The 17,678-nt window shown below is 71.4% G+C and carries 20 protein-coding genes; 12 read left to right on the top strand and 8 right to left on the bottom strand.

All coding sequences use genetic code 11. From position 1 onward, the window contains the following. The first annotated feature begins 43 nt into the window (after window positions 1-43). The 3 genes from CK505_RS02745 (at window position 44) to CK505_RS02735 (ending at window position 2,587) form a co-directional block, all read left to right on the top strand. Window positions 44-994: a helix-turn-helix domain-containing protein gene (locus tag CK505_RS02745; protein WP_095650135.1), complete on the top strand. Its 951-nt coding sequence runs from the start codon at window positions 44-46 to the stop codon at window positions 992-994. A 239-nt stretch (window positions 995-1,233) separates the two neighbouring features. Further along, window positions 1,234-1,458, top strand: a complete 225-nt coding sequence (locus CK505_RS02740) for a hypothetical protein (protein WP_095650156.1) — start codon at window positions 1,234-1,236, stop codon at window positions 1,456-1,458. A gap of 223 nt (window positions 1,459-1,681) precedes the next feature. Further along, complete coding sequence (locus CK505_RS02735; protein ID WP_017834925.1) at window positions 1,682-2,587, top strand: endonuclease/exonuclease/phosphatase family protein; 906 nt, start codon at window positions 1,682-1,684, stop codon at window positions 2,585-2,587. A gap of 144 nt (window positions 2,588-2,731) precedes the next feature. Here CK505_RS02735 and CK505_RS02730 read toward each other — a convergent pair whose 3' ends face one another. Continuing rightward, window positions 2,732-3,001 carry a hypothetical protein gene (locus CK505_RS02730; RefSeq protein WP_255250869.1) on the bottom strand — a complete coding sequence of 90 codons (270 nt, stop codon included), beginning with the start codon at window positions 2,999-3,001 and terminating at the stop codon, window positions 2,732-2,734. 188 nt (window positions 3,002-3,189) lie between these two features. Continuing rightward, window positions 3,190-4,104 (bottom strand): nuclease-related domain-containing protein, encoded by a 915-nt coding sequence (locus CK505_RS02725; protein WP_255250868.1) that lies wholly within the window; start codon window positions 4,102-4,104, stop codon window positions 3,190-3,192. A 286-nt stretch (window positions 4,105-4,390) separates the two neighbouring features. On the opposite strand from CK505_RS02725, the gene CK505_RS02720 reads away from it, so the two are divergent. The 3 genes from CK505_RS02720 (at window position 4,391) to CK505_RS18785 (ending at window position 7,112) form a co-directional block, all read left to right on the top strand. After that, window positions 4,391-5,137: a hypothetical protein gene (locus tag CK505_RS02720; RefSeq protein ID WP_095650132.1), complete on the top strand. Its 747-nt coding sequence runs from the start codon at window positions 4,391-4,393 to the stop codon at window positions 5,135-5,137. A 7-nt stretch (window positions 5,138-5,144) separates the two neighbouring features. Next, complete coding sequence (locus tag CK505_RS02715) at window positions 5,145-5,627, top strand: hypothetical protein (RefSeq protein WP_095650131.1); 483 nt, start codon at window positions 5,145-5,147, stop codon at window positions 5,625-5,627. Between the two features lie 321 nt (window positions 5,628-5,948). Then, the gene (locus CK505_RS18785) at window positions 5,949-7,112 is read left to right on the top strand and encodes a thermonuclease family protein (protein WP_255250867.1); all 1,164 of its coding nucleotides are present in this window, start codon (window positions 5,949-5,951) and stop codon (window positions 7,110-7,112) included. Between the two features lie 133 nt (window positions 7,113-7,245). Here CK505_RS18785 and CK505_RS02700 read toward each other — a convergent pair whose 3' ends face one another. Together CK505_RS02700 and CK505_RS02695 are read right to left on the bottom strand one after the other, a co-directional pair. Then, a complete protein-coding gene (locus tag CK505_RS02700; protein ID WP_095650130.1) occupies window positions 7,246-8,034 on the bottom strand; it encodes an acetoin reductase in 789 nt (262 codons plus the stop codon). Window positions 8,035-8,304: 270 nt separating this feature from the next. Next, window positions 8,305-8,484, bottom strand: a complete 180-nt coding sequence (locus tag CK505_RS02695; protein WP_095650129.1) for a hypothetical protein — start codon at window positions 8,482-8,484, stop codon at window positions 8,305-8,307. 589 nt (window positions 8,485-9,073) lie between these two features. Between CK505_RS02695 and CK505_RS02690 the strand changes: the two genes are divergently transcribed. Beyond that, on the top strand, window positions 9,074-9,502 hold the full coding sequence (locus tag CK505_RS02690) for a DUF1801 domain-containing protein (protein ID WP_095650128.1): 429 nt from the start codon (window positions 9,074-9,076) through the stop codon (window positions 9,500-9,502). A 155-nt stretch (window positions 9,503-9,657) separates the two neighbouring features. After that, window positions 9,658-9,984 (top strand): GYD domain-containing protein, encoded by a 327-nt coding sequence (locus CK505_RS02685; RefSeq protein ID WP_095650127.1) that lies wholly within the window; start codon window positions 9,658-9,660, stop codon window positions 9,982-9,984. Between the two features lie 47 nt (window positions 9,985-10,031). On the opposite strand, the gene CK505_RS02680 is transcribed toward CK505_RS02685, so the two are convergent. Beyond that, window positions 10,032-10,982: an intradiol ring-cleavage dioxygenase gene (locus tag CK505_RS02680; RefSeq protein WP_095650126.1), complete on the bottom strand. Its 951-nt coding sequence runs from the start codon at window positions 10,980-10,982 to the stop codon at window positions 10,032-10,034. Between the two features lie 293 nt (window positions 10,983-11,275). Between CK505_RS02680 and CK505_RS02675 the strand changes: the two genes are divergently transcribed. Next, the gene (locus CK505_RS02675) at window positions 11,276-11,779 is read left to right on the top strand and encodes an SRPBCC family protein (RefSeq protein ID WP_095650125.1); all 504 of its coding nucleotides are present in this window, start codon (window positions 11,276-11,278) and stop codon (window positions 11,777-11,779) included. Between the two features lie 31 nt (window positions 11,780-11,810). Here CK505_RS02675 and CK505_RS02670 read toward each other — a convergent pair whose 3' ends face one another. Together CK505_RS02670 and CK505_RS02665 are read right to left on the bottom strand one after the other, a co-directional pair. Beyond that, complete coding sequence (locus CK505_RS02670; RefSeq protein WP_095650124.1) at window positions 11,811-12,839, bottom strand: FAD-dependent oxidoreductase; 1,029 nt, start codon at window positions 12,837-12,839, stop codon at window positions 11,811-11,813. A gap of 69 nt (window positions 12,840-12,908) precedes the next feature. Then, complete coding sequence (locus CK505_RS02665) at window positions 12,909-13,286, bottom strand: TIR domain-containing protein (RefSeq protein WP_095650123.1); 378 nt, start codon at window positions 13,284-13,286, stop codon at window positions 12,909-12,911. Between the two features lie 217 nt (window positions 13,287-13,503). On the opposite strand from CK505_RS02665, the gene CK505_RS02660 reads away from it, so the two are divergent. From CK505_RS02660 to CK505_RS02650, 3 genes are all read left to right on the top strand, one after another. After that, window positions 13,504-14,988, top strand: coding sequence for a selenium-binding protein SBP56-related protein (locus CK505_RS02660; RefSeq protein WP_095650122.1), 1,485 nt, complete (start codon window positions 13,504-13,506; stop codon window positions 14,986-14,988). 84 nt (window positions 14,989-15,072) lie between these two features. Continuing rightward, a complete protein-coding gene (locus CK505_RS02655; protein WP_095650121.1) occupies window positions 15,073-15,933 on the top strand; it encodes a phosphotransferase family protein in 861 nt (286 codons plus the stop codon). A gap of 104 nt (window positions 15,934-16,037) precedes the next feature. Continuing rightward, on the top strand, window positions 16,038-16,628 hold the full coding sequence (locus tag CK505_RS02650; protein ID WP_095650120.1) for a dihydrofolate reductase family protein: 591 nt from the start codon (window positions 16,038-16,040) through the stop codon (window positions 16,626-16,628). Window positions 16,629-16,663: 35 nt separating this feature from the next. Here the strand turns inward: CK505_RS02650 and CK505_RS02645 are convergent, their stop codons facing one another. Next, on the bottom strand, window positions 16,664-17,536 hold the full coding sequence (locus CK505_RS02645) for an NAD(P)H-binding protein (protein ID WP_095650119.1): 873 nt from the start codon (window positions 17,534-17,536) through the stop codon (window positions 16,664-16,666). Window positions 17,537-17,678: the final 142 nt, after the last annotated feature.

Below are 17,678 nucleotides of genomic sequence, written 5' to 3'. Positions count from 1 at the left end.
TGCTGTCGTCGACTTCCTGCCGCAACGCTGGGAGCATGGACCCATGATCAGCAACGTGGCCGTCATCGTGTTCGACGAAGTCTCCCCCTTCGAGCTCGGGGTGGCCTGCGAGGCCTGGGCGATCGACCGCTCGGGCGACGGCCTGCCCGTCATGGACTTCGCCGTGTGCAGCCCCGACGGACGGCCGGTCCGCACGATCGCCGGCTTCGACGTGGCGGTCCAGCACGGCCTCGACCGGGTGGCTGCGGCGGATCTCGTGGTCCTCCCGGCCATGTCCCGGGACATCCCGGTCCCGGCAGAGGTGATCCACGCGCTGCGCGCGGCCCACGACCGTGGCGCCCGGCTCCTGTCCATCTGCTCGGGCGCCTTCGTCCTGGGTGTCGCCGGCCTGCTCGACGGCCGCCGCTGCACCACCCACTGGATGCACACCGCGGAGCTGGCCGAGCGCTTCCCCGACGCGCAGGTGGTGCCCGAGGTCCTCTACGTGGAGGACGGCAGCGTCCTCACCAGCGCCGGCACCGCCGCGGGCCTCGACGCCTGCCTCCACCTGTGGCGCCAGGAGTTCGGCTCGGCGGCCGCCAACACCGTGGCGCGGCGGATGGTGGTGCCGCCGCAGCGCCAGGGCGGGCAGGCCCAGTTCATCAAGGACCCGGTCCCCGAGCGCCGGGCCGAGACGCTGGACCCGCTGCTCACCTGGATCGTGGGGCACCTCGACGAGCCGCTCGACGTCGACGCCCTGGCCCGGCGCGCCGCCATGTCCCCACGCACCTTCGCCCGCCGCTTCCGCGACGAGACCGGCACCACCCCGCACGCCTGGATCACCGCGCGGCGCCTGCACCGGGCCGAGCAGCTCCTCGAGGAGACCGATCTGCCCGTCGAGCGCATCGCCGCGGACGTGGGCTTCGGCAACGCGGCCACGCTGCGCCATCACTTCACCCGGATCCGCCGGCTCAGCCCGCAGCAGTACCGCCGCCGCTTCGCGACCACCTCCTGAGCACCGCCATGTGAGCACCGGCTCGGCCGCGAGAGCGAAGCCGAGGTGCTCTGTCATGGCCGCGGTCTCGAGCGAGCGTTCCGCCCATCCGCGACTCCGCGACAAGGCGCCGACAGACTTGGCAGAAAACGACCGCAGATAGTCATTTCTGCCACTCGTGCCACAGGTTCCAGGCGACGAGGCTTGTCAGCGTGAGAGTGAGCCGGATCGACCGGCACACCGCAGACAAGGAGCTCATCATGATCTCGTTCGTGTTCCTGGTGCTGGCCGCAGCCGCTGTGCTGTCGGTGTACACAGTGATCGGCCGTCTGGCCGTTCCCCCGGAGGACCGGGTGCCGTGGCGCGACCTCGGGTGGGACGGCTGGATTCACACGCTGCGGCGCAGCCTGGCCTTCCTGGGCGACCCGGTCGCCACGCAGGATGATCCGCACTCGGCGACGCCGTCGGGCATCGGAGCCCGATGAGCGGTCAGCCCGGCCGCGCCGCTCATCAACCCGCCGTGCTTTTGGTCTGAACCAATCCATTGACGGACAAATTGGTCTAGTCCAAGATGAACGAGTGGCATAGATCACTTGTCCGGAGCCCGAAAAGGACCCTCGTGATGCTCACACCGGGAAGCCCCGGCATGCCGCCGCCCTGTCCATCGCCCCCTGAGATGGCGCCGCCCCACCACGAGGAGAACTCACCATGTTGAAGAAACTGCTGACCACGGGTTCCGTTGCAGCCCTGATCACCGGCAGCACCCTGCTCGGCGCCGGACCGGCCCTCGCCGCCCCCTCGAAGGCCGGCGAGAAGAGCACCGAGGTGACCGTGATGTCCTTCAACATCCACTACGGCGCGGACGGTGACAACCAGTTCGACCTCGAGCGCACAGCGTCGGTGATCGAGGATTCCGGCGCCGAGATCATCGGCCTGCAGGAGGTGGACAACCACTGGGGCTCACGCAGTGAGTTCCTGGACGAGGCGGAGTGGCTCGCCGAGCGGCTCGACATGCACGTCGTATACGGCGCCAATCTGGACGAACCACCGCTGCCCGGCGATGTGGACAACCGCCAGTACGGCAACGCCATCCTCAGCGAATACCCGATCATCTCCTCGGAGAACCACCTCCTGACGAACATCGACTACGAGGAGCGGCCCACCGAGCAGCGAGGTCTGCTCGAAGCCGTGGTGAACGTCCGCGGCAATCACGTCGCCTTCTACAGCACGCACCTGGACTTCCAGCGCGAGGAACAGCGCGCACTGCAGGTCGAGGAGATTCTCGACATCACCGGTGCCAGCGAGCGACCGGCGGTCATCGTGGGAGACCTCAATGCCGAACCGGACGCCCCGGAACTGCAGCCCCTGTTCTCGGTGTTCACCGACACCTTCGCCGCCCTCGGACAGGGCGACGACTACACCTTCGGCCCCGACCTCGAAGGCCTCCCCGGCAGCGGCTCCGTGGAGAACCCCAGCCTGCGCATCGACTACATCCTGACCGCGCGGGGAGCCACCGCCACCTCGGCGGAGGTCATCCGGACCACGGCGTCCGACCACCTGCCCATCGTGGCCGAACTGTCGATCACGAAGACTCCCAACGGCAAGGTCAAGTAGCGGCCATGGGTCATCTGCCTGGTTCGCGCCTCGGTGCTGGTCGGAGTCCTGACAGCCGATAGCGCCGAGGCAACAATCACGGGTGCCGGGGTCCTGAGGAGATCAGGACCCCGGCATCAGCTCGAAAGAGAAGAGTCCGGTGCCTCAGGGGGTCCAGCCGAGGACCGCTTCCCCGAACGTCATGACGCCGAACCACGTCGCGACGGCCACCAGGGGAACCAGGAGCACCAGGTAGGACCGGCGCTGCACCAGCCGCACCCCGATGTAGGTGAGCAGCACCCACCAGACGCCCAGGAGCACGATGGCCCACAGCGGAGCCATCAGACCGCTGGCCATGTAGAAGAACCCCACCACCAGCTGGGCCAGGGCCGCGATCACCACAGCCACCACGAACAACGGCGTCGTCGTTCTCATAGGAGAACTGTGCGCCTCGGGACAGCCACCGGCAAGAGGGCACCCGACTCTTCGCCAAGTCGCCGAGGCATGACGGCGGTGGGACCCGGTCGAGAGGATGGCCCACGGCCCTGCCGCCCGTACGAAGGTCGGAAGGACGCTCCTTCGACCGCGCTGTGCTGCTCCCCTGACCGCAGTCCTTCCGCCCCTCAGGAGAGTCCTACGTTGAGCAGTGCCGCCAAGAGGTCCGAGCCGTAGCTGACGGCGGCTGCACCACCCCCGACGATCAACCCGAGGCCCCACAGCCCGCGGCGGCGTCGCGCGCTCCGCACGGTGTGCCGCAGCTCCGCGAAGCGCTCCTGCAGCGCGACCGGGTCCTCGGGCGGCGCGGGATGGTGGTGCCAGGTCCCCGGAACCACGGCTGCGGCAGCGATCCGGGCAATCCGCTCGGGAGCCAGGACGGGACGACGACGCTTCAGCCAGCGCAGCAGCTCACGATCGGTGACAACTCTGACGTCGGCGGGACGCTGTTTGATCGTCAGCTTTCCCGGCTCGATCAGCACCAGCACCGGGGTGACCGACACAGACTCCCCCACCGCCGCGCTCAGCCGCCTCGCCGCTCGGGCCGCCTCGTGCCGGGCGTGGGGCAGGTAGTGCTGCTTGTGCCCGTCGACCAGGATCGCGCGCTCGCCGATCCAGACATTTCTGCCCGCGTGGTTCTTCGTGTTGAGCGTGAACACGCCTGCCGGGCCGATCAGCACGTGGTCGATGTCCGAGACCCCGGCGCCGACCGGAACGGCGTGGAACACCGTCCACTCCGGACCCAGGCGGCCGAGGATCTGCCCGACCGCGATCTCTCCGAGCGCCCCTTGGAACCAGGGCAGGCTGTCGGCGCTGAGCGGGCTGGATCCGACCAGACGTCGCCACCACGACCGGGGCGGATCTCCGTCATGGATCCGCAGCGTCTCGGCCATCACCGCCTGGCCTGCTCGTCGGTTCGCCAGACTCGACTCCGGCATCGGGGCTCGGGCCTCCGCCGGCGGCCCGAGCAGCCCGAAGGCGGCGAATCCCGCGGTGCGGATGGGCGCAGGAGGTGGCAGCGCAGGGTCGACGGAGGGCGTCATGATGGTCAACTTTCGAACGGGACGAAAAGGTCTCCCTGCATCTCATGTCTTTGCTTTAGTACACGGCAAGTGGCAGCGCCTTCGTTCCGTTGTGTGACGCCATCAGCGCCAGCAGCGCGACCCCCTGCTCCGCAGCACTTCGGCGCAGGCCAGCATGTTCCGACCGACGAGACACGTCCGCGTCGTACTGCCCCCTCCTTTCGGATGATGTCGATTGCAAACACAGTGGATAGCGTCAGCGTCATCCACGACGGTCACAGGGTCGTCCCGGCGCAAGGAGTGGTCCATGAGGCTCAGAAGCATCACCACAGGAACGATCGCCACCGTCCTGGTGGTGGGTCTGCTGGGCACTCCCGCAGCCGCCACCAGGATCGAGACCCCGATTCCTGCACCGGAGATCGGCGAGGAGTTCGCCGAGGTGTCGTTCGCCGTGGTCGGCGACATGGACGTGGTGGTCGGCGAGACCGTGGAGGCCACTGACCTGGAAAAGGTCGGCGTGGAGGATGGTGTCGCCGAGGCGGTGCTCGAGGAGCCGGAGACGGTGCCCGAACTGCTGCTGCCGGAGGAGGCCGCTCTGCCATCGGATCAGCCCGTTCTGCAGTCTCAGCAGCAGTTCGTGGCCTCGACAGTCGCGGCTCCCCGGGTGATGGTGGCCGCCGCCAACGCGCCCGTGCTCTACAGCTGGCTGGATCGTGACAGCAGGACCGTGACGTTGCGCAGCAACATCAACACCAAGATCGTGAACACCCACAACGTCAACTACCGGGTCGCGCGAGCTACGACGAAGTATCCCCAGTACAAGTGGTTCGTCTCCGGCTCCAAGTACAACTACAGCACCCCGGTGAACGAAGTCAGGTGCTCCGGCATCCTGTGGTGGCGCACGTGCAAGGTGGTGCGAACGGTCACGGTGATGGCGGGGGTGGATTTCCGCACCAACACCAGTGACGGCCGCCCCTTCGGAGTGACGACGACGTACTGTCAGGGATACGCAGGAGCGTGCCCTGACTTCGTGAAGAACGCTCTGAACATCTGAGGGGTTGATGGACGTGACCGTGACCGGCGGAACCTTCCTGCACGAGCTGTCCATGGTCGAACGCGCCCAACACCACAGCCTCATCACCGGCGTCACGCTGGCCCAGGAGACCGCCGACGTGCAGTGCGTGACGGGACCGTCGGTGACCGTGCCGCTGACGGCCGGGCGGATTCGCATCGCACAGCTGCTGAGCGCGGTTGCCGGACCCATCACCCCGCCGGCCGCGCAGGATCCCGACATCTACCCGGACACCCCCGCCCCCCAGCAACTGTGGAGCGAACTCCTGGACGACCTAGGTGCTTACCTCCCCGACCTTTCCCACGCCGACCCCGATCTGCGGCTGGTCTCCGTGCACCGGGACGGGGCGACCGCGCGGATCCAGGTCGCCAACAACACTCGGCAGTTCACCCATGGAGTGCCCCTGGACAGCGGGGAGACACCGGCCGCGGTGACGGTCGACATCGCCGCCGCGTTCGCCGCGGCACCGTAGCCGCTGCGCTGAGACCTGGCCTCATTGCCGGTGTCGGCCATGCTCCCGGCCGGCCACGGCACCGGCCAGGTCGTGCCGGGGACCATCCGAGATGCAGGAGGCCGCGCGGTGGGAATGACGACGTTCCTCAACATCCGCCGGGATCACTGACTCCCCGGGCACCGTCGAGGACCGCGCCGACGACGGCAGCCCCGTCCCCACGGCCCCTCCTGCTACCGCGCCTGAGCCTGCTGCCGCAGAACTGGGGACACCGGCCTCCCGGGTGATTGCAGATGCATCCATAGGCTGAAGGGGAACTGACGCTTTCCTGACAGGACTCCCGTGGCCCCCTCTCCCGCTTCTCTCCGCCTGAGCGCCTCCGCGCTCGTCCTTCTGCTCCTGACCGGCTGCGGCGGGTCGGCGGTCTCCAGCGACACGACGTCGTCGTCGAACGCCACCTCCACCGAGACCTCCGCCACCCCGGAACTGCGCGGCGAGCGTGCCGTGGTGGAGCGGGTGATCGACGGCGACACCGTCGACGTCCAGCTCGGGGGTGAGGTGGTGCGGGTGCGGCTGCTCAACATCGACACCCCGGAGACCAAGGACCCGAACGAGATCGTCGAGTGCCTCGGCCCGGAGGCCACCGCGCTGCTGGAGGAGCTCCTGCCGCCGGGCACCGTGGTGGGCCTGGAGTACGACCAGGAGCGCACCGACCGCTACGACCGCACCCTGGCCGGGGTCTTCCTGGAGGACGGCACGCTGGTCAACGCGGAGATCGCCCGCCAGGGCCTGGGCACACCGCTCTACATCGCTCCGAACGGCCGGTTCCTGCCGCCCGTCGAGGAGGCCTTCGCCGAGGCCGAGCAGCAGCAGACCGGCCTTCTTGACCCGGCCCAGGGCTGCACCATTCCCGCACAGCTCCAGCAGGCGACGAGCGCGCTCGCCGACGCCGCGCCGGCGGATCTCGCCGATGCGGCCGGTGAGGTCGCGGCCGCCGTCGCGTTCCTGGCGGCCCTCGACGCGGTCGACGGCGACGCGCACCCGCACATCCGCCACCTGGTCGGACTGCCGTCGCTCACGAGCGGGATCTCGGGCGTCCGCCAGGACGTCGCGGCTCTCCAGGAGCGTGCCGCGGAGCAACGCCGCGCGGCGGAGGCGAAAGCGGCGGAGCGCAGGGCCGCCGAGGACCAGCGCCGGGAGGCGGAGGCCGACGCGGCACGTCAGGCCGAGCTCGACCGGCAGGCGGAAGCGGCGCGACAGGCAGCGGCCGACGCCGCGCGTCGGGCGGTCGTGCCCGCACCTGCGCCGGCGCCCGCACCGAATCCGGCACCCGCGCCAAGGCCCGCGCCCGCCCCTGCACCGGCACCGGCACCGGCACCGAAGCCCGTTCCGAACCTGGGCGCCAACATCGTCAATCAGGCCCCGCCCGGCTACTACGCGGACATCCCCGGCTACACCGGGCCGCGCTGCTACGCCCCGGGCGGGAAGTTCTTCAAGCCCTGCTGAGCGCCGTCTCGGACCGTGAGGTCCCGCGGCGAGCGCTCCGGACGCGGACCGACCCGGCAGCCCACATCACGATGCGTGCTGCCGGGTCGGCGCGCCCGGATCACTGGAGCCGGAGGGCCGGCCCCGGCGGAGATCAGGAGAAGTTGATGCCTCCGTCGATCAGGACCGTCTGCCCGGTCATGTGGTCGGAGTCGGATCCGGAGAGGTAGGACACGAGCTTGGCCACGTCGGCCGGCTCAGACACCCGGCCCGCCAGGATGTTGTCCACCTGGGCCTGGAGGGCGCTGCCGCGCGGGGTGCCGTCGCGGGTGGTGAGCCGCTCGTCGATCAGGTCCCACATCGCGGTCCCCACCACCCCGGGGGCGTAGGCGTTGACGGTGATCCCGTGCCGGGCGAACTCCATCGCCGCCGCCTGGGTCAGACCGCGCACGGCCCACTTGGTGGCCGAGTAGGAGGCCAGCACGGGGAAGGGCCGGAAGGCCACGATCGAGGCGGCCCCGATGATCTTGCCGCCGGTGCCCTGTTCGATGAACTGCCGGGCCGCGGCCTGGTAGCTGTAGTAGACGCCCTTGATGTTGACGTCCAGCATGCGGTCGAGCGCCTCCGGTTCCACGTCCAGGATCTCGTCGACCTGGGCGATGCCGGCGTTGGCCACGAAGACGTCCAGCTGCCCGAGGGCGTCCACCCCTTCCTGCACCATGCGTGCGACGTCCTCGTGGTTGGACACGTCCCCGGCCACTCCGACGGCCTTGCGCCCTCGCTCCTCCACGGCGGAGACCACCGCGTCGATGTTGTCCTGGGCATCGGGGACGTCGGCCACGACGATGTCGAGCCCGTCGTCGGCGAGCCGCTCGGCGATGGCGCGGCCGATGCCCCGCCCGGCTCCGGTGATCAGTGCGACACGAGAAGTGGTGTCCGGCATGGTGTCTCCTGTGGTCGTGGCACCGGTCCTGCGCTCCGCCGGCTCCGTCGCCGGCGCTGGTGCCCGTGCCCATGAGTCTGCGGGGGTCACCCAGCTCACGGAACACGCGCTATCGCCCAGCGATAACCCTTGGGACACCAGTTGCATGCACGTCGAGTCCGTCGAAGGCGGACGTGCATCACCCTGCGATCGCCGCTCCGTACGCCACCAGAGGCGTCAGCAGCACCGGCACGTGCCACCCCAGCGGTCATAGGCGAGGCGCGCCAAGTCTCACTGGGCATTGCGGTCCCGGTCCCGGGCGACCAGGCCCGCGTAGGTGATGGCGGCGACGGCGGCCAGCGCCCATCCAGCGGTCGACCGCCGGGACGAGGGCGGGGCCTTGATGCCCAGCGCCATGCCGAGCAGGATGGCCAGCACATGGAGGGGCCGGCCCTCGGGAATGATTTCCATGGGGGTGCTCCTGACGTGGGTCAATGAATGTCGGAATTATCATCGTCCCATGTCAGAGGCATGTTTCTCGCAGAATGCGCTCGGCCGAGCGTCCCCTCATACGTGGACAGAGGCTCAGCCCGGAGCGACCGGGAGAGGGTGCCGACCGTCAGGAGCCGGACCGGTCCCGGCGTCAGCACCATCCACCGTACGGCCGTGGCCGCGCACTGCAGAACATGGTCTTCCCGCCTCTTGTACAACGTTATTCAGACAAAGTTGGCTAAGACGACGTGGTGACCAACATTCCGGCCAGACCTCAGTCCTCGGGCGGTCACCGCGGCCGTCGAGGACGCCCTCGCGGAGATCACCGAGTTCGACGCCGAGCTCGCCACCGCCCTGGACGACTTCGCCGCACGCCCCGGACGCCGCGCCTGAGCCGTCGATGACAGGCCGGCGTCGTCGTCGTCGCCCAGGATCCGAGCGGAGTCCGCACCGCGGCGGCCCAGGGCGTGGACCGATACGCACCCGCGCCCCGCGCTGCCGTGTCGGACCGGCCGAGGACCCTGGAGCCTGAGACGATCGACGTCCCAGCGACCCCGAGGAGCCCATCGTGGAAAAGACAGGTCAGCCGGTCGAGGAGTACCTCACCGGGGTCACGCCGGCGAAGCGGCGGGCGGACGCCGAGCGCCTCCTCCCCCTGTTCACCCGGGTCACCGGGCAGCCGGCGGAGATGTGGGGCACCATCGTGGGCTTCGGCCAGTACCACTACAAGTACGCGAGCGGGCACGAGGGCGACGCCCCCGCGGCGGGCTTCGCCGCCCGGAAGGCGGCGACGACGGTCTACGTGTACGACGGCGTCGACGCCCACCGGGAGAGCCTGGCGCGCCTGGGCCCGCACACCACCGGCGTGGGCTGCATCTACCTCAAGGATCTCGGCGCGGTGGACCTGGACGTCCTCGAGCAGATCGTCGCCGCCTCGTACGCGAAGCTCGGCGACGGCCCGTGGACGGACCGCGCCCGGGACGGCGCCCCGGCCTGAGCGGACGCCGCCTCCACCGACACGGAGGCGACATGAGTCACGGGCCGGCGACGATCCGGGTGATCCCCTGGAGTGCGCCCGTGTGGGGGCCTACGGTCAGCACACGCCTGATCGGAACCGGCCGGACGGACACCACCACACGAGGGGACGAGACGATGCCGCTCTACCTGTCCAAGTTCAGCTACACACCCGAGACCTGGGCGCGGTTGATCGCCCACCCGGAGGACCGTCGCCAGGCCGCCCAGGACTATATCGAATCCGTCGGCGGCAAGCTGCACGGCTTCTGGTACGCGTTCGGCGAGCACGACGGCTACAACCTGTGGGAGGCGCCCGACAACGTGTCCATGGCCGCGGTCGTCCTGGCCATCAGCGGTGGTGGCGCCCTGAGCTCCCGGGAGACCACGGTGCTCATGAGCGTCGAGGACACACTGGAGGCCCTGCGCCGGGCCGAGCAGATCAAGTACCGGTCTCCCGGGACCTGATCCCGTCTGCCAGGGGATCCCCAGAAGCAGACCGACCGCTGGATCGCTCAGCGAGACGGGGGCGGTCCGCCCGACCCTCCCGCCATGCCTCCGCCGGTGGGCGTGGTGGTCGTGTCCACCCCGGCGGTCAGGGTGACGGTGTACCCCTGCGCGACACTGCCGGTGACGGCACCCAGCTGGCTGGCCCCGCTGTCGTCGCCGAAGACGTTGTCGCTCGCCAGGGTGAGCTGGGCCAGGTTGCTGACGGAGGACTCGTAGCCGGTGGTGGCGTAGACGGCGTCGCACGCGTTCTTCGGCAGGGCGACCTGCGAGGTGGCGATCGCGGTGGTGGAGTCGGTGATGGACGCCTGGTCCGGGTAGACCTCGAAGTGGATGTGCGGCCACCGGCCCGTGTAGCAGGCCGGGAAGATGCTGGTGAAGCGGACCTTCCCGTCGTCGTCGGCGATCTGCACCCCGCGCAGGTAGTTCTCCTCCGTGACGCCCTCGCTGTACATGGAGTAGCGGCCCTCCCGGTCGCAGTGCCAGACGTAGACGGCCACTCCCGCGAACGGCACCCCGCCGTTGGCGAGATCGGCGATGGCCAGCTCCAGCGTCAAGGGCACGCCCTCGGCGGTCCCGCCGGCGTCCCCGAAACTGGAGCGCAGGTCGCTGCGCACGATTCCGCTCTGCTCGAGCACGTCGGGGCCGTTGGAGCCGTCCCCAGGGTAGGGCCCGGCGGTCTCGTCCGGGATCTCGTCCACCGCCAGGGCCGTGGCCGAGGGCGAGGGCGATGTGGAGGCCGACGACGACGCACTCGCGCCGCTGCCGCCCGCCCCGGCCCCGCAGGCCGCGAGTCCGAAGGCCGAGGCGCCGAGACCGAAGACCGTCAGCACCTTCCGCCGGTTCATCAGGGTGCCGATGTCGAAGCCCAGCCCCTGGTCCACCACCTCCTCCTCGGGGCGCGGCAGCCGGCGGCCCTCGTAGCTGAGCGCCGTCTCGTGCGGGGTGCTGCGGTCCATGGATCCTCCATCGGTTCGGGTCGTTGTCGGCCTCCACGCTAGGAACGGGTGCTGTGCCGCGGCTGAGCCGGGACACAGCACCGCTTGTGCGAATTCATGGACCGGTGCCGGCGCCCGGTCAGCGGGACGCGCGCCGGCCGCACTCCGCCGGCGACACGCAGCCGCGGCGAGCAACGATCCGGTCTCACCCGGACGGACCCGGCGCACCGGGGTCCTACCGTGGGAGCACCCGGCCCGCCGCTCCCCCCGGGGTGCCCAGGCCCCGTCACTCGGACACCGCACGGAGGACCACCATGCAGACACTGGGCCGCGCCGAGGACTCCATCCACGTCGAGGCGCCGCCGCGGACGGTCTACGACCTCGTCGCCGACGTCACCCGCACCCCCGAGTACAGTCCCGAGGTCGACGAGGTCGTCTGGCTCGACGACGGCGGACCCCGCGTCGGCGCACGCTTCCGGGCCCGCAACCGGGTGCCGCCCGACTCCCGGTTCCCGTGGCACAACACGCCGATCGTCATGGCCGCCGAGCCCGGCCGGGAGTTCGCCTTCGCCCGCACCGAGCGCTTCGCCGGCACCCTCGTGTGGCGCTACCGGTTCGAGCCGGAGGGCACCGGCACCCGAGTGACGGAGTCCTACGAGATCGCCCGCCCGGTCGGCCGCATCGGCTGGTTCATCATCGGCACCCTGGGCCGGGACCGGGACCGGATGACCACGATGCGCCAGGGTCTGCGGGAGAGCCTGCAGCGGCTCAAGCGCGTGGCCGAGGCCGACGCCGCGTCGTCGTCCTCCGCACCGTGACGGACGGGGTCGGGACCAGCGCCTGACCCGGTCAGCTCAGGCGGGCCGCCGCGGCGACCACGGCGTTGCGCACGGCCAGCCCGTGCCGCGCCGTGCCCACGCGGTTCGCCAGACGGGCCAGACGCACCGTGCGGACGGTAGGCCGGCGGCGTACGGCGCCGTACCGGTGCAGGGCGCCGGGCACGTCGGAGGCCGCGCTCAGCGCCTCGACGAGCGCCGTCGCGTCGAGGAGGGCCTCGCAGGCGCCCCGGCCGAGATTGGGGGCCATGCCGTGGGCGGCGTCGCCGAGGAGCACGGTGTGCCCCCGGACATAGGACGGCAGCGGGGGCACGTCGAGCAGCGTGCGCCGGTCGATCGGGGTGTTCCCGAGGGCGGCCAGGACGCGCCGCACGTCCGGGTGCCAGTCGCCGTAGAGGCGTTGGAGGGCCTGGGCGTCGTCGCGCCCGGACGCGGCGGCGGCGAGCACGTCGGCGCGGACGCTCGCGAACCAGTTGGTGCGCTCGGCGTCGTGCGGGGTGATCCCGAAGAGCCGCGCCGGCCCCCAGGTCTCCGTGGCGCCGTCCGCCGGCCCCGGGACGGTGCCCCGAAGGGCGACCGTCCCCAGCGGCCGCGGGGCGACGCCGAAGAGCGCGGCGCGGACGGGGCTGTGCACGCCGTCCGCGGCGACGACGACGTCGGCCGCGGGCAGGGCACCGCGATCCGTCACTGGGGCGTTCCACGCGATGACGTCCGGGGGCAGGCCCTGGGCCAGCGCCGCCAGGAGCGCCGGCCGGGGGACCAGCCGGGCCGTGCGCCCGGGGCCGAGATGGGCGATCTCGGTGCCGTCCGGCCGGAGGAGCCGCGCACCCCGCTGCTCCACGGACGCGGCCCGGACCTGCTCGCCCACCCCCAGCCGGTCCAGGGCCCGCATCGCCTCGGGCCACATGCCCAGCGCCGTGCCGGTGCCCGGCAGGCCCGAAGACCGCTCGAGCACCCGGACGGACCAGCCCGCGCCGAGCAGGCCGCGGGCCGTGGCCAGGCCGGCGATGCCCGCACCGATGACGACGGCCGATCCGCGCACGGCTCCTCCTGTGGTCGGCGGTCCCGGTCCCGGGACGCGCCCCGGTCGGTCGGGCTGCAGGCGGCCGGGCTACAGGCGGTCCAGGAAGTTCCCGATGTTCTCCCACGTCCAGGACTCGCAGCGCGCCGGGCCCATCTCGGCCGGCTTCTTCCGCGCCTCCGGCTCCACCCACAGGCCCAGCAGCGGCTTGTCCTCAGCCACCGCGCACCGGATCTGCCACCGCGCCGCGTCCGAGTCCGGTGTGCCGCCGCCGATCAGCGCGATCACGCCGTCGCTGCGGCGGATCCGGTCCCGCACGTCCTGCTTCCACGCGTCCGCGCTCGCCCCGTTCCCGGGCGGCTCCACGAACCGCGCCTGGTCCCCGGCCCGGTCCCACTGCGCGGTGAAAAGGTTCCGGAACAGCTCGTCCTGCTCCGCGAACGCCAGAAATACAGTCTTCGGCGCCATTGCCGTCAACTCCCTGCCACATCGAAAGTTTGTCCTAGTGCAAGGCACCATATGCGGTCGGCGCCGTCCGGCGGGCGGGGCCGAGCAACATCCCTTCATGAAGACCTCTGATGTCCCGATGTGCAGTGCGCGGCCCGAACGCCCTCCGTGCGCTCTGGTCTGCTCGCGGGCGGGGTGGGAAAATGGTGCTGCACAGGTCCAGCACTGGGGAGTTCCGATGAGACACCACGGCCACGACCACCACCACACCGGGCCCGGCGGCGGCCACGACGAGGGGACCGATGCCGCCGCGTCCTCGCCGACCGACCCCACGTTCTACCGCTCCCCGGCCGAGGCCATCGCCGCCCCGCGGGAGAAGCTGGCGTACGTGGTCGCCTTCGACCGCGCCGCAGAGCGCCCCGACGCCCTGACCGTCGTCGACCTCGACCCGGACTCGTCCTCCTACGGCACGGTGGTCGGGTGGGAGGACATGCCCACCACCGGGGACGAGCTGCACCACTTCGGCTGGAACGCCTGCAGCAGCGCTTTCATGCACGAAGGGCACGACATGACCGGTCTGTCCCGCCGGTACCTGCTGATGCCTGGGCTGCGGTCCTCCAACGTGCACGTCGCCGATACCCACCCCGACCCCCGCGCCCCGCAGGTGATCAAGACCATCACGGCGCAGGAGCTGGCCGAGAAGGCCGGATACTCCCGCCCGCACACTCTGCACTGCGGCCCGGACGGGGTCTACCTCTCCTGCCTGGGGGCTGCGTCCGGGGACGGCGGGCCGGGCGGGATCGCCGTGCTCGACCACGACACCTTCGACGTGGTCGGGCGGTGGGAGACCGACCGCGGCCCCCAGCACCTGGCCTACGACGCCTGGTGGCACCTGATGCACAACACGCTGGTCACCAGCGAGTGGGGCACCCCGGCGATGGTGGAGAACGGCGTGGTCGCCGAGCAGCTGCTGAACCAGGAGTACGGCCACGCCCTGCACTTCTGGGACCTGGCCGCCGGCAAGCACCTGCAGCGCGTGGAGCTGGGGCCCGAGCACCAGATGGCCCTCGAGCTGCGTCCGGCCCACGATCCGGAGGCGACCTGGGGGCTGGTGGACACGGCCATCTCCACACAGGATCTCTCGGCCTCGATCTTCCACTGGCACCGCACCGGCACCGGGGAGTGGACGGCGGAGAAGGTCGTCTCCATCCCGGCTGAACCCCTCGACGCGGACAGGTTGCCGGAGTTGCTGCGCCCGTTCGGGGCGGTGCCTCCGCTGGTCACCGACATCTCCCTGTCCGTGGACGACCGCTGGCTCTACGTCTCCTGCTGGGGCACCGGGGAGCTCAAGCAGTACGACGTCTCCGATCCGGCCCACCCGCGCGAGACCGGATCGGTCCGTCTGGGCGGGATCGGGGACCGCGCCGCCCACCCCTCCGCCCCGGGCACGTGGCTCGGCGGGGGCCCGCAGATGGTGGAGACCAGTCGCGACGGCAGGCGGGTCTACGTGACCAACTCCCTCTACGGGGCCTGGGACGACCAGTTCTACCCCCACGGGATCGGGGCCTGGATGGCCAAGATCGACGCCGACACCGACACCGGCGGCCTGTCGGTCGACGAGGACTTCTTCCTCTCCCAGAAGGACTTCCGCGGACTGCGCGTCCACCAGATCCGGCTGCAGGGCGGGGACGCGTCCTCCGACTCCTACTGCTACCGCACCTGACCCGCGCGCTCGGCACCAGCACCGCCGCACGCAAGGAGCCCGCGCCCGACGGATCCGGAGGAGGACGGAGGACGGAGGACTGGCATGGACGAGCTGGAGCGCATCGCCGCGGCGTTCCCCGGGCTGACGTGGTCGAGGGCGCGGCGGATCACCGAGGGCTGGGACCACGTCGTCGTCGTCCTGGACGAGGCCCTGGTGTTCCGCTTCCCGCAGGAGGCGCCCTACGCGCAGGCGCTCGGCCGGGAGATCGCGGTGCTGGACCACCTCGCCCCGCGGCTGCCGGTGCGGATCCCGCGCTACGACCGCGTGGCGCCGGACGGCTCGTTCGCCGGGTACCCGCTCCTGCCCGGCCGCACGCTCCAGCCGGAGGTGCTGGCCTCCCTGGACGGGACGGCGCGCGACGCGCTCGTGGACCAGCTGGCCGGCTTCCTCTCGGCCCTGCACACCGCACCCGTCCCCGGCACGCCGCTGGAGCAGGTGCCGGCGTCCTTACTGGCCGAGGACCAGGACGACGTCCGCAGCGCGGCCGCCGTGCACCTGCCCGCCGTGCTGACCCCGGCCGAGCTGGACGAGGTGGCGCGGATCCTGGCCGACGTCGACGCGCTCCTCGCCGCCGACCTCCCCGAGGTGGTCGTCCACAACGACGTCTACAGCCGGCACCTGCTCTGGGACGACGACGACGCCCGGCTCGGCGTGATCGACTTCAGCGACATGTGTGTCGGTGACCCGGCCGTGGACTTCGCGGAGCTGCACGAGTACGGCGAGGACTTCGTCCGCGCGGTGCACGAGCGCTACACCGGGCCGAGGGACCCCGGGCTCCTCGACCGCGCCTGGACGTACCAGCGCTGGATCGGGGTGTACATGCTCACCGACCACTTCGACGTCGGCAAGACCACGTGGGAGGTCGCCCGGGAGACCTTCGACCGCGTCCGGCGCGGTCGGTGAAGCGGACCCCGGAGCGGACCCTCGGCGGCGGCCGCGCGGCACCGCGCCCGTCGTCGTCCGGGACTCCCGTGACGTCGCTCCTCGGACCGGTCGAGAATGGGAGCATGCGACGACTGACCTACTTCATCGGCGTCTCGATCGACGGCCGGATCGCCGGCCCGCACGACGAGACCGACTTCTTCCCGCTCTCCGACGCCTACGGCGCCTGGCTGGGCGAGGAGTACCCCGAGACCCTCCCGACCCACGTCCGCACCCACCTCGGCATTGACGACGCGCCACACCGGCACTTCGACACCGTGGTCATGGGCCGGCGCACCTACGAACCGGCCCTGGCGATCGGTGTGGTCAGTCCGTACGCGCACCTGCGCCAGTACGTCGTGTCGACCACGCAGCAGGAGCTCACCCCGCAGGTGACGGTCGTGCGCGAGGACCCGGTCGGGCTCGTGCGCTCGCTCAAGGCCGAGGACTCGCCGTTCGACGTCTGTCTCGTCGGCGGTGCGTCGCTGGCCGCGGCGGTGCTCCCGGAGATCGACCGGGTGGTCGTCAAGCTCTACCCGGTGCTCGCCGGGGCCGGGCGGCCGGCCTTCGACGCCGGGGAGTTCTCGCCCGCCCGGTTCGACCTGACGGACGTCAGCACGTTCGAGGGCGGCCACGTGGTCCTGACCTGGGACCGCCGCCCGGTCGCCTCGTCCTGACCCGGCGGGCACCGCTCCGGGGTCGGCGGGCCGGCTCAGGCCGCGAGCGCGGGCCGGAGGACGGCGTGGGCCCAGGCGCCCAGTGCAGTGGGCGTCGTGGTGAGCGGCTCCCGCGGGTTCTCCGGGGTGAATCCCCGCTGCCCCCGGGACATCCCCAGCACCCCCTCGACCTGCGCGTCGGTGAGGCCGGCCGAGCGCAGGACCCCGGCGACCTCGGCCTCGGCCACCTGGACGGCGGTCAGCGGGCGCCCGAGCGCCTCCCCCACGATCCGGGCGGCCTCGGCGAAGGAGAGGTCTTCGGGCCCGTGCACGCCCTGCGTGTGCCGGCCGGTCCAGTCGGTGGCCAGCAGCCGGACGGCGGCGACGTCCCCGATGTCCCGCGGGTCCACCCAGGGCATCCGGTGGTCGACCGGCAGGGTGGTGCTCAGCACCCCGGACCGCACCGACTCGAGATCCAGCAGCAGGTTGGTGAAGAAGTATCCGCAGCGCAGATGGGTGACGTGCGCGCCCGTGGCGTCGAGCAGCTCCTCGGTGCGGGCCAGCCCGTCGATCTCCCCGAACCCGTGCCGGGCCTCGGCGCCGACGCTGCTCTGGAAGACCACCCGCGGCACGGCGTTCCCGGCCACCGCAGCGGCGGCGACCTCGCCCATCCGGGCGTAGCCGGCGACGGGGTCGTCGTCGTCCGTCGGCGGGTTCACCCAGTACAGGGCGTCGGCCCCGGCGGTGGCCCGGGTCACGGCGGCGAGATCGCCCTGGTCCCCCTCGACCACCTCGCACCGGGCCCGCAGGTCCGGGTCCAGGCGGGACGCGCGGCGCACGAGCACCGTGGGCCGCAGCCCGGCCTGCACGAGCAGCCGCACGACGCGGGAGCCCACGTGTCCTGTGGGCGTGGTGACGACGATCCTCATGACGGGTCCCCTCTGCCTCGAGCCGTCCGGTGCACCCACCACGCTACGACTCCGGCCGCCCCGGCGCACCGGGTCCCGCCGCCGTCCACACCCGCCGGAGGGCGGTCCGCCCGTAGGGTGGTCCGGACGGCGGGCTCCCCCG

This window comes from Kocuria sp. WN036 (genome assembly GCF_002287015.1).
Classification (GTDB): domain Bacteria; phylum Actinomycetota; class Actinomycetes; order Actinomycetales; family Micrococcaceae; genus Kocuria; species Kocuria rosea.
Note: the sequence above shows the minus strand (reverse complement) of the source record. Positions and strands in the feature narration are given on the sequence as shown.

Excerpts from the sequence above, each read along its gene's own strand:
- CK505_RS02695 (WP_095650129.1), bottom strand. The coding sequence starts at position 8,484 with ATGGAAATCATTCCCGAGGGCCGGCCCCTCCATGTGCTGGCCATCCTG.
- CK505_RS02740 (WP_095650156.1), top strand. The coding sequence starts at position 1,234 with ATGATCTCGTTCGTGTTCCTGGTGCTGGCCGCAGCCGCTGTGCTGTCG.
- CK505_RS02745 (WP_095650135.1), top strand. The coding sequence starts at position 44 with ATGATCAGCAACGTGGCCGTCATCGTGTTCGACGAAGTCTCCCCCTTC.
- CK505_RS02665 (WP_095650123.1), bottom strand. The coding sequence starts at position 13,286 with ATGGCGCCGAAGACTGTATTTCTGGCGTTCGCGGAGCAGGACGAGCTG.
- CK505_RS02730 (WP_255250869.1), bottom strand. The coding sequence starts at position 3,001 with ATGAGAACGACGACGCCGTTGTTCGTGGTGGCTGTGGTGATCGCGGCC.
- CK505_RS02645 (WP_095650119.1), bottom strand. The coding sequence starts at position 17,536 with ATGAGGATCGTCGTCACCACGCCCACAGGACACGTGGGCTCCCGCGTC.
- CK505_RS02680 (WP_095650126.1), bottom strand. The coding sequence starts at position 10,982 with ATGGACCGCAGCACCCCGCACGAGACGGCGCTCAGCTACGAGGGCCGC.
- CK505_RS02675 (WP_095650125.1), top strand. The coding sequence starts at position 11,276 with ATGCAGACACTGGGCCGCGCCGAGGACTCCATCCACGTCGAGGCGCCG.
- CK505_RS02715 (WP_095650131.1), top strand. The coding sequence starts at position 5,145 with ATGGACGTGACCGTGACCGGCGGAACCTTCCTGCACGAGCTGTCCATG.
- CK505_RS02660 (WP_095650122.1), top strand. The coding sequence starts at position 13,504 with ATGAGACACCACGGCCACGACCACCACCACACCGGGCCCGGCGGCGGC.
- CK505_RS02650 (WP_095650120.1), top strand. The coding sequence starts at position 16,038 with ATGCGACGACTGACCTACTTCATCGGCGTCTCGATCGACGGCCGGATC.
- CK505_RS02725 (WP_255250868.1), bottom strand. The coding sequence starts at position 4,104 with ATGACGCCCTCCGTCGACCCTGCGCTGCCACCTCCTGCGCCCATCCGC.
- CK505_RS02700 (WP_095650130.1), bottom strand. The coding sequence starts at position 8,034 with ATGCCGGACACCACTTCTCGTGTCGCACTGATCACCGGAGCCGGGCGG.
- CK505_RS02655 (WP_095650121.1), top strand. The coding sequence starts at position 15,073 with ATGGACGAGCTGGAGCGCATCGCCGCGGCGTTCCCCGGGCTGACGTGG.
- CK505_RS02685 (WP_095650127.1), top strand. The coding sequence starts at position 9,658 with ATGCCGCTCTACCTGTCCAAGTTCAGCTACACACCCGAGACCTGGGCG.
- CK505_RS02735 (WP_017834925.1), top strand. The coding sequence starts at position 1,682 with ATGTTGAAGAAACTGCTGACCACGGGTTCCGTTGCAGCCCTGATCACC.
- CK505_RS02720 (WP_095650132.1), top strand. The coding sequence starts at position 4,391 with ATGAGGCTCAGAAGCATCACCACAGGAACGATCGCCACCGTCCTGGTG.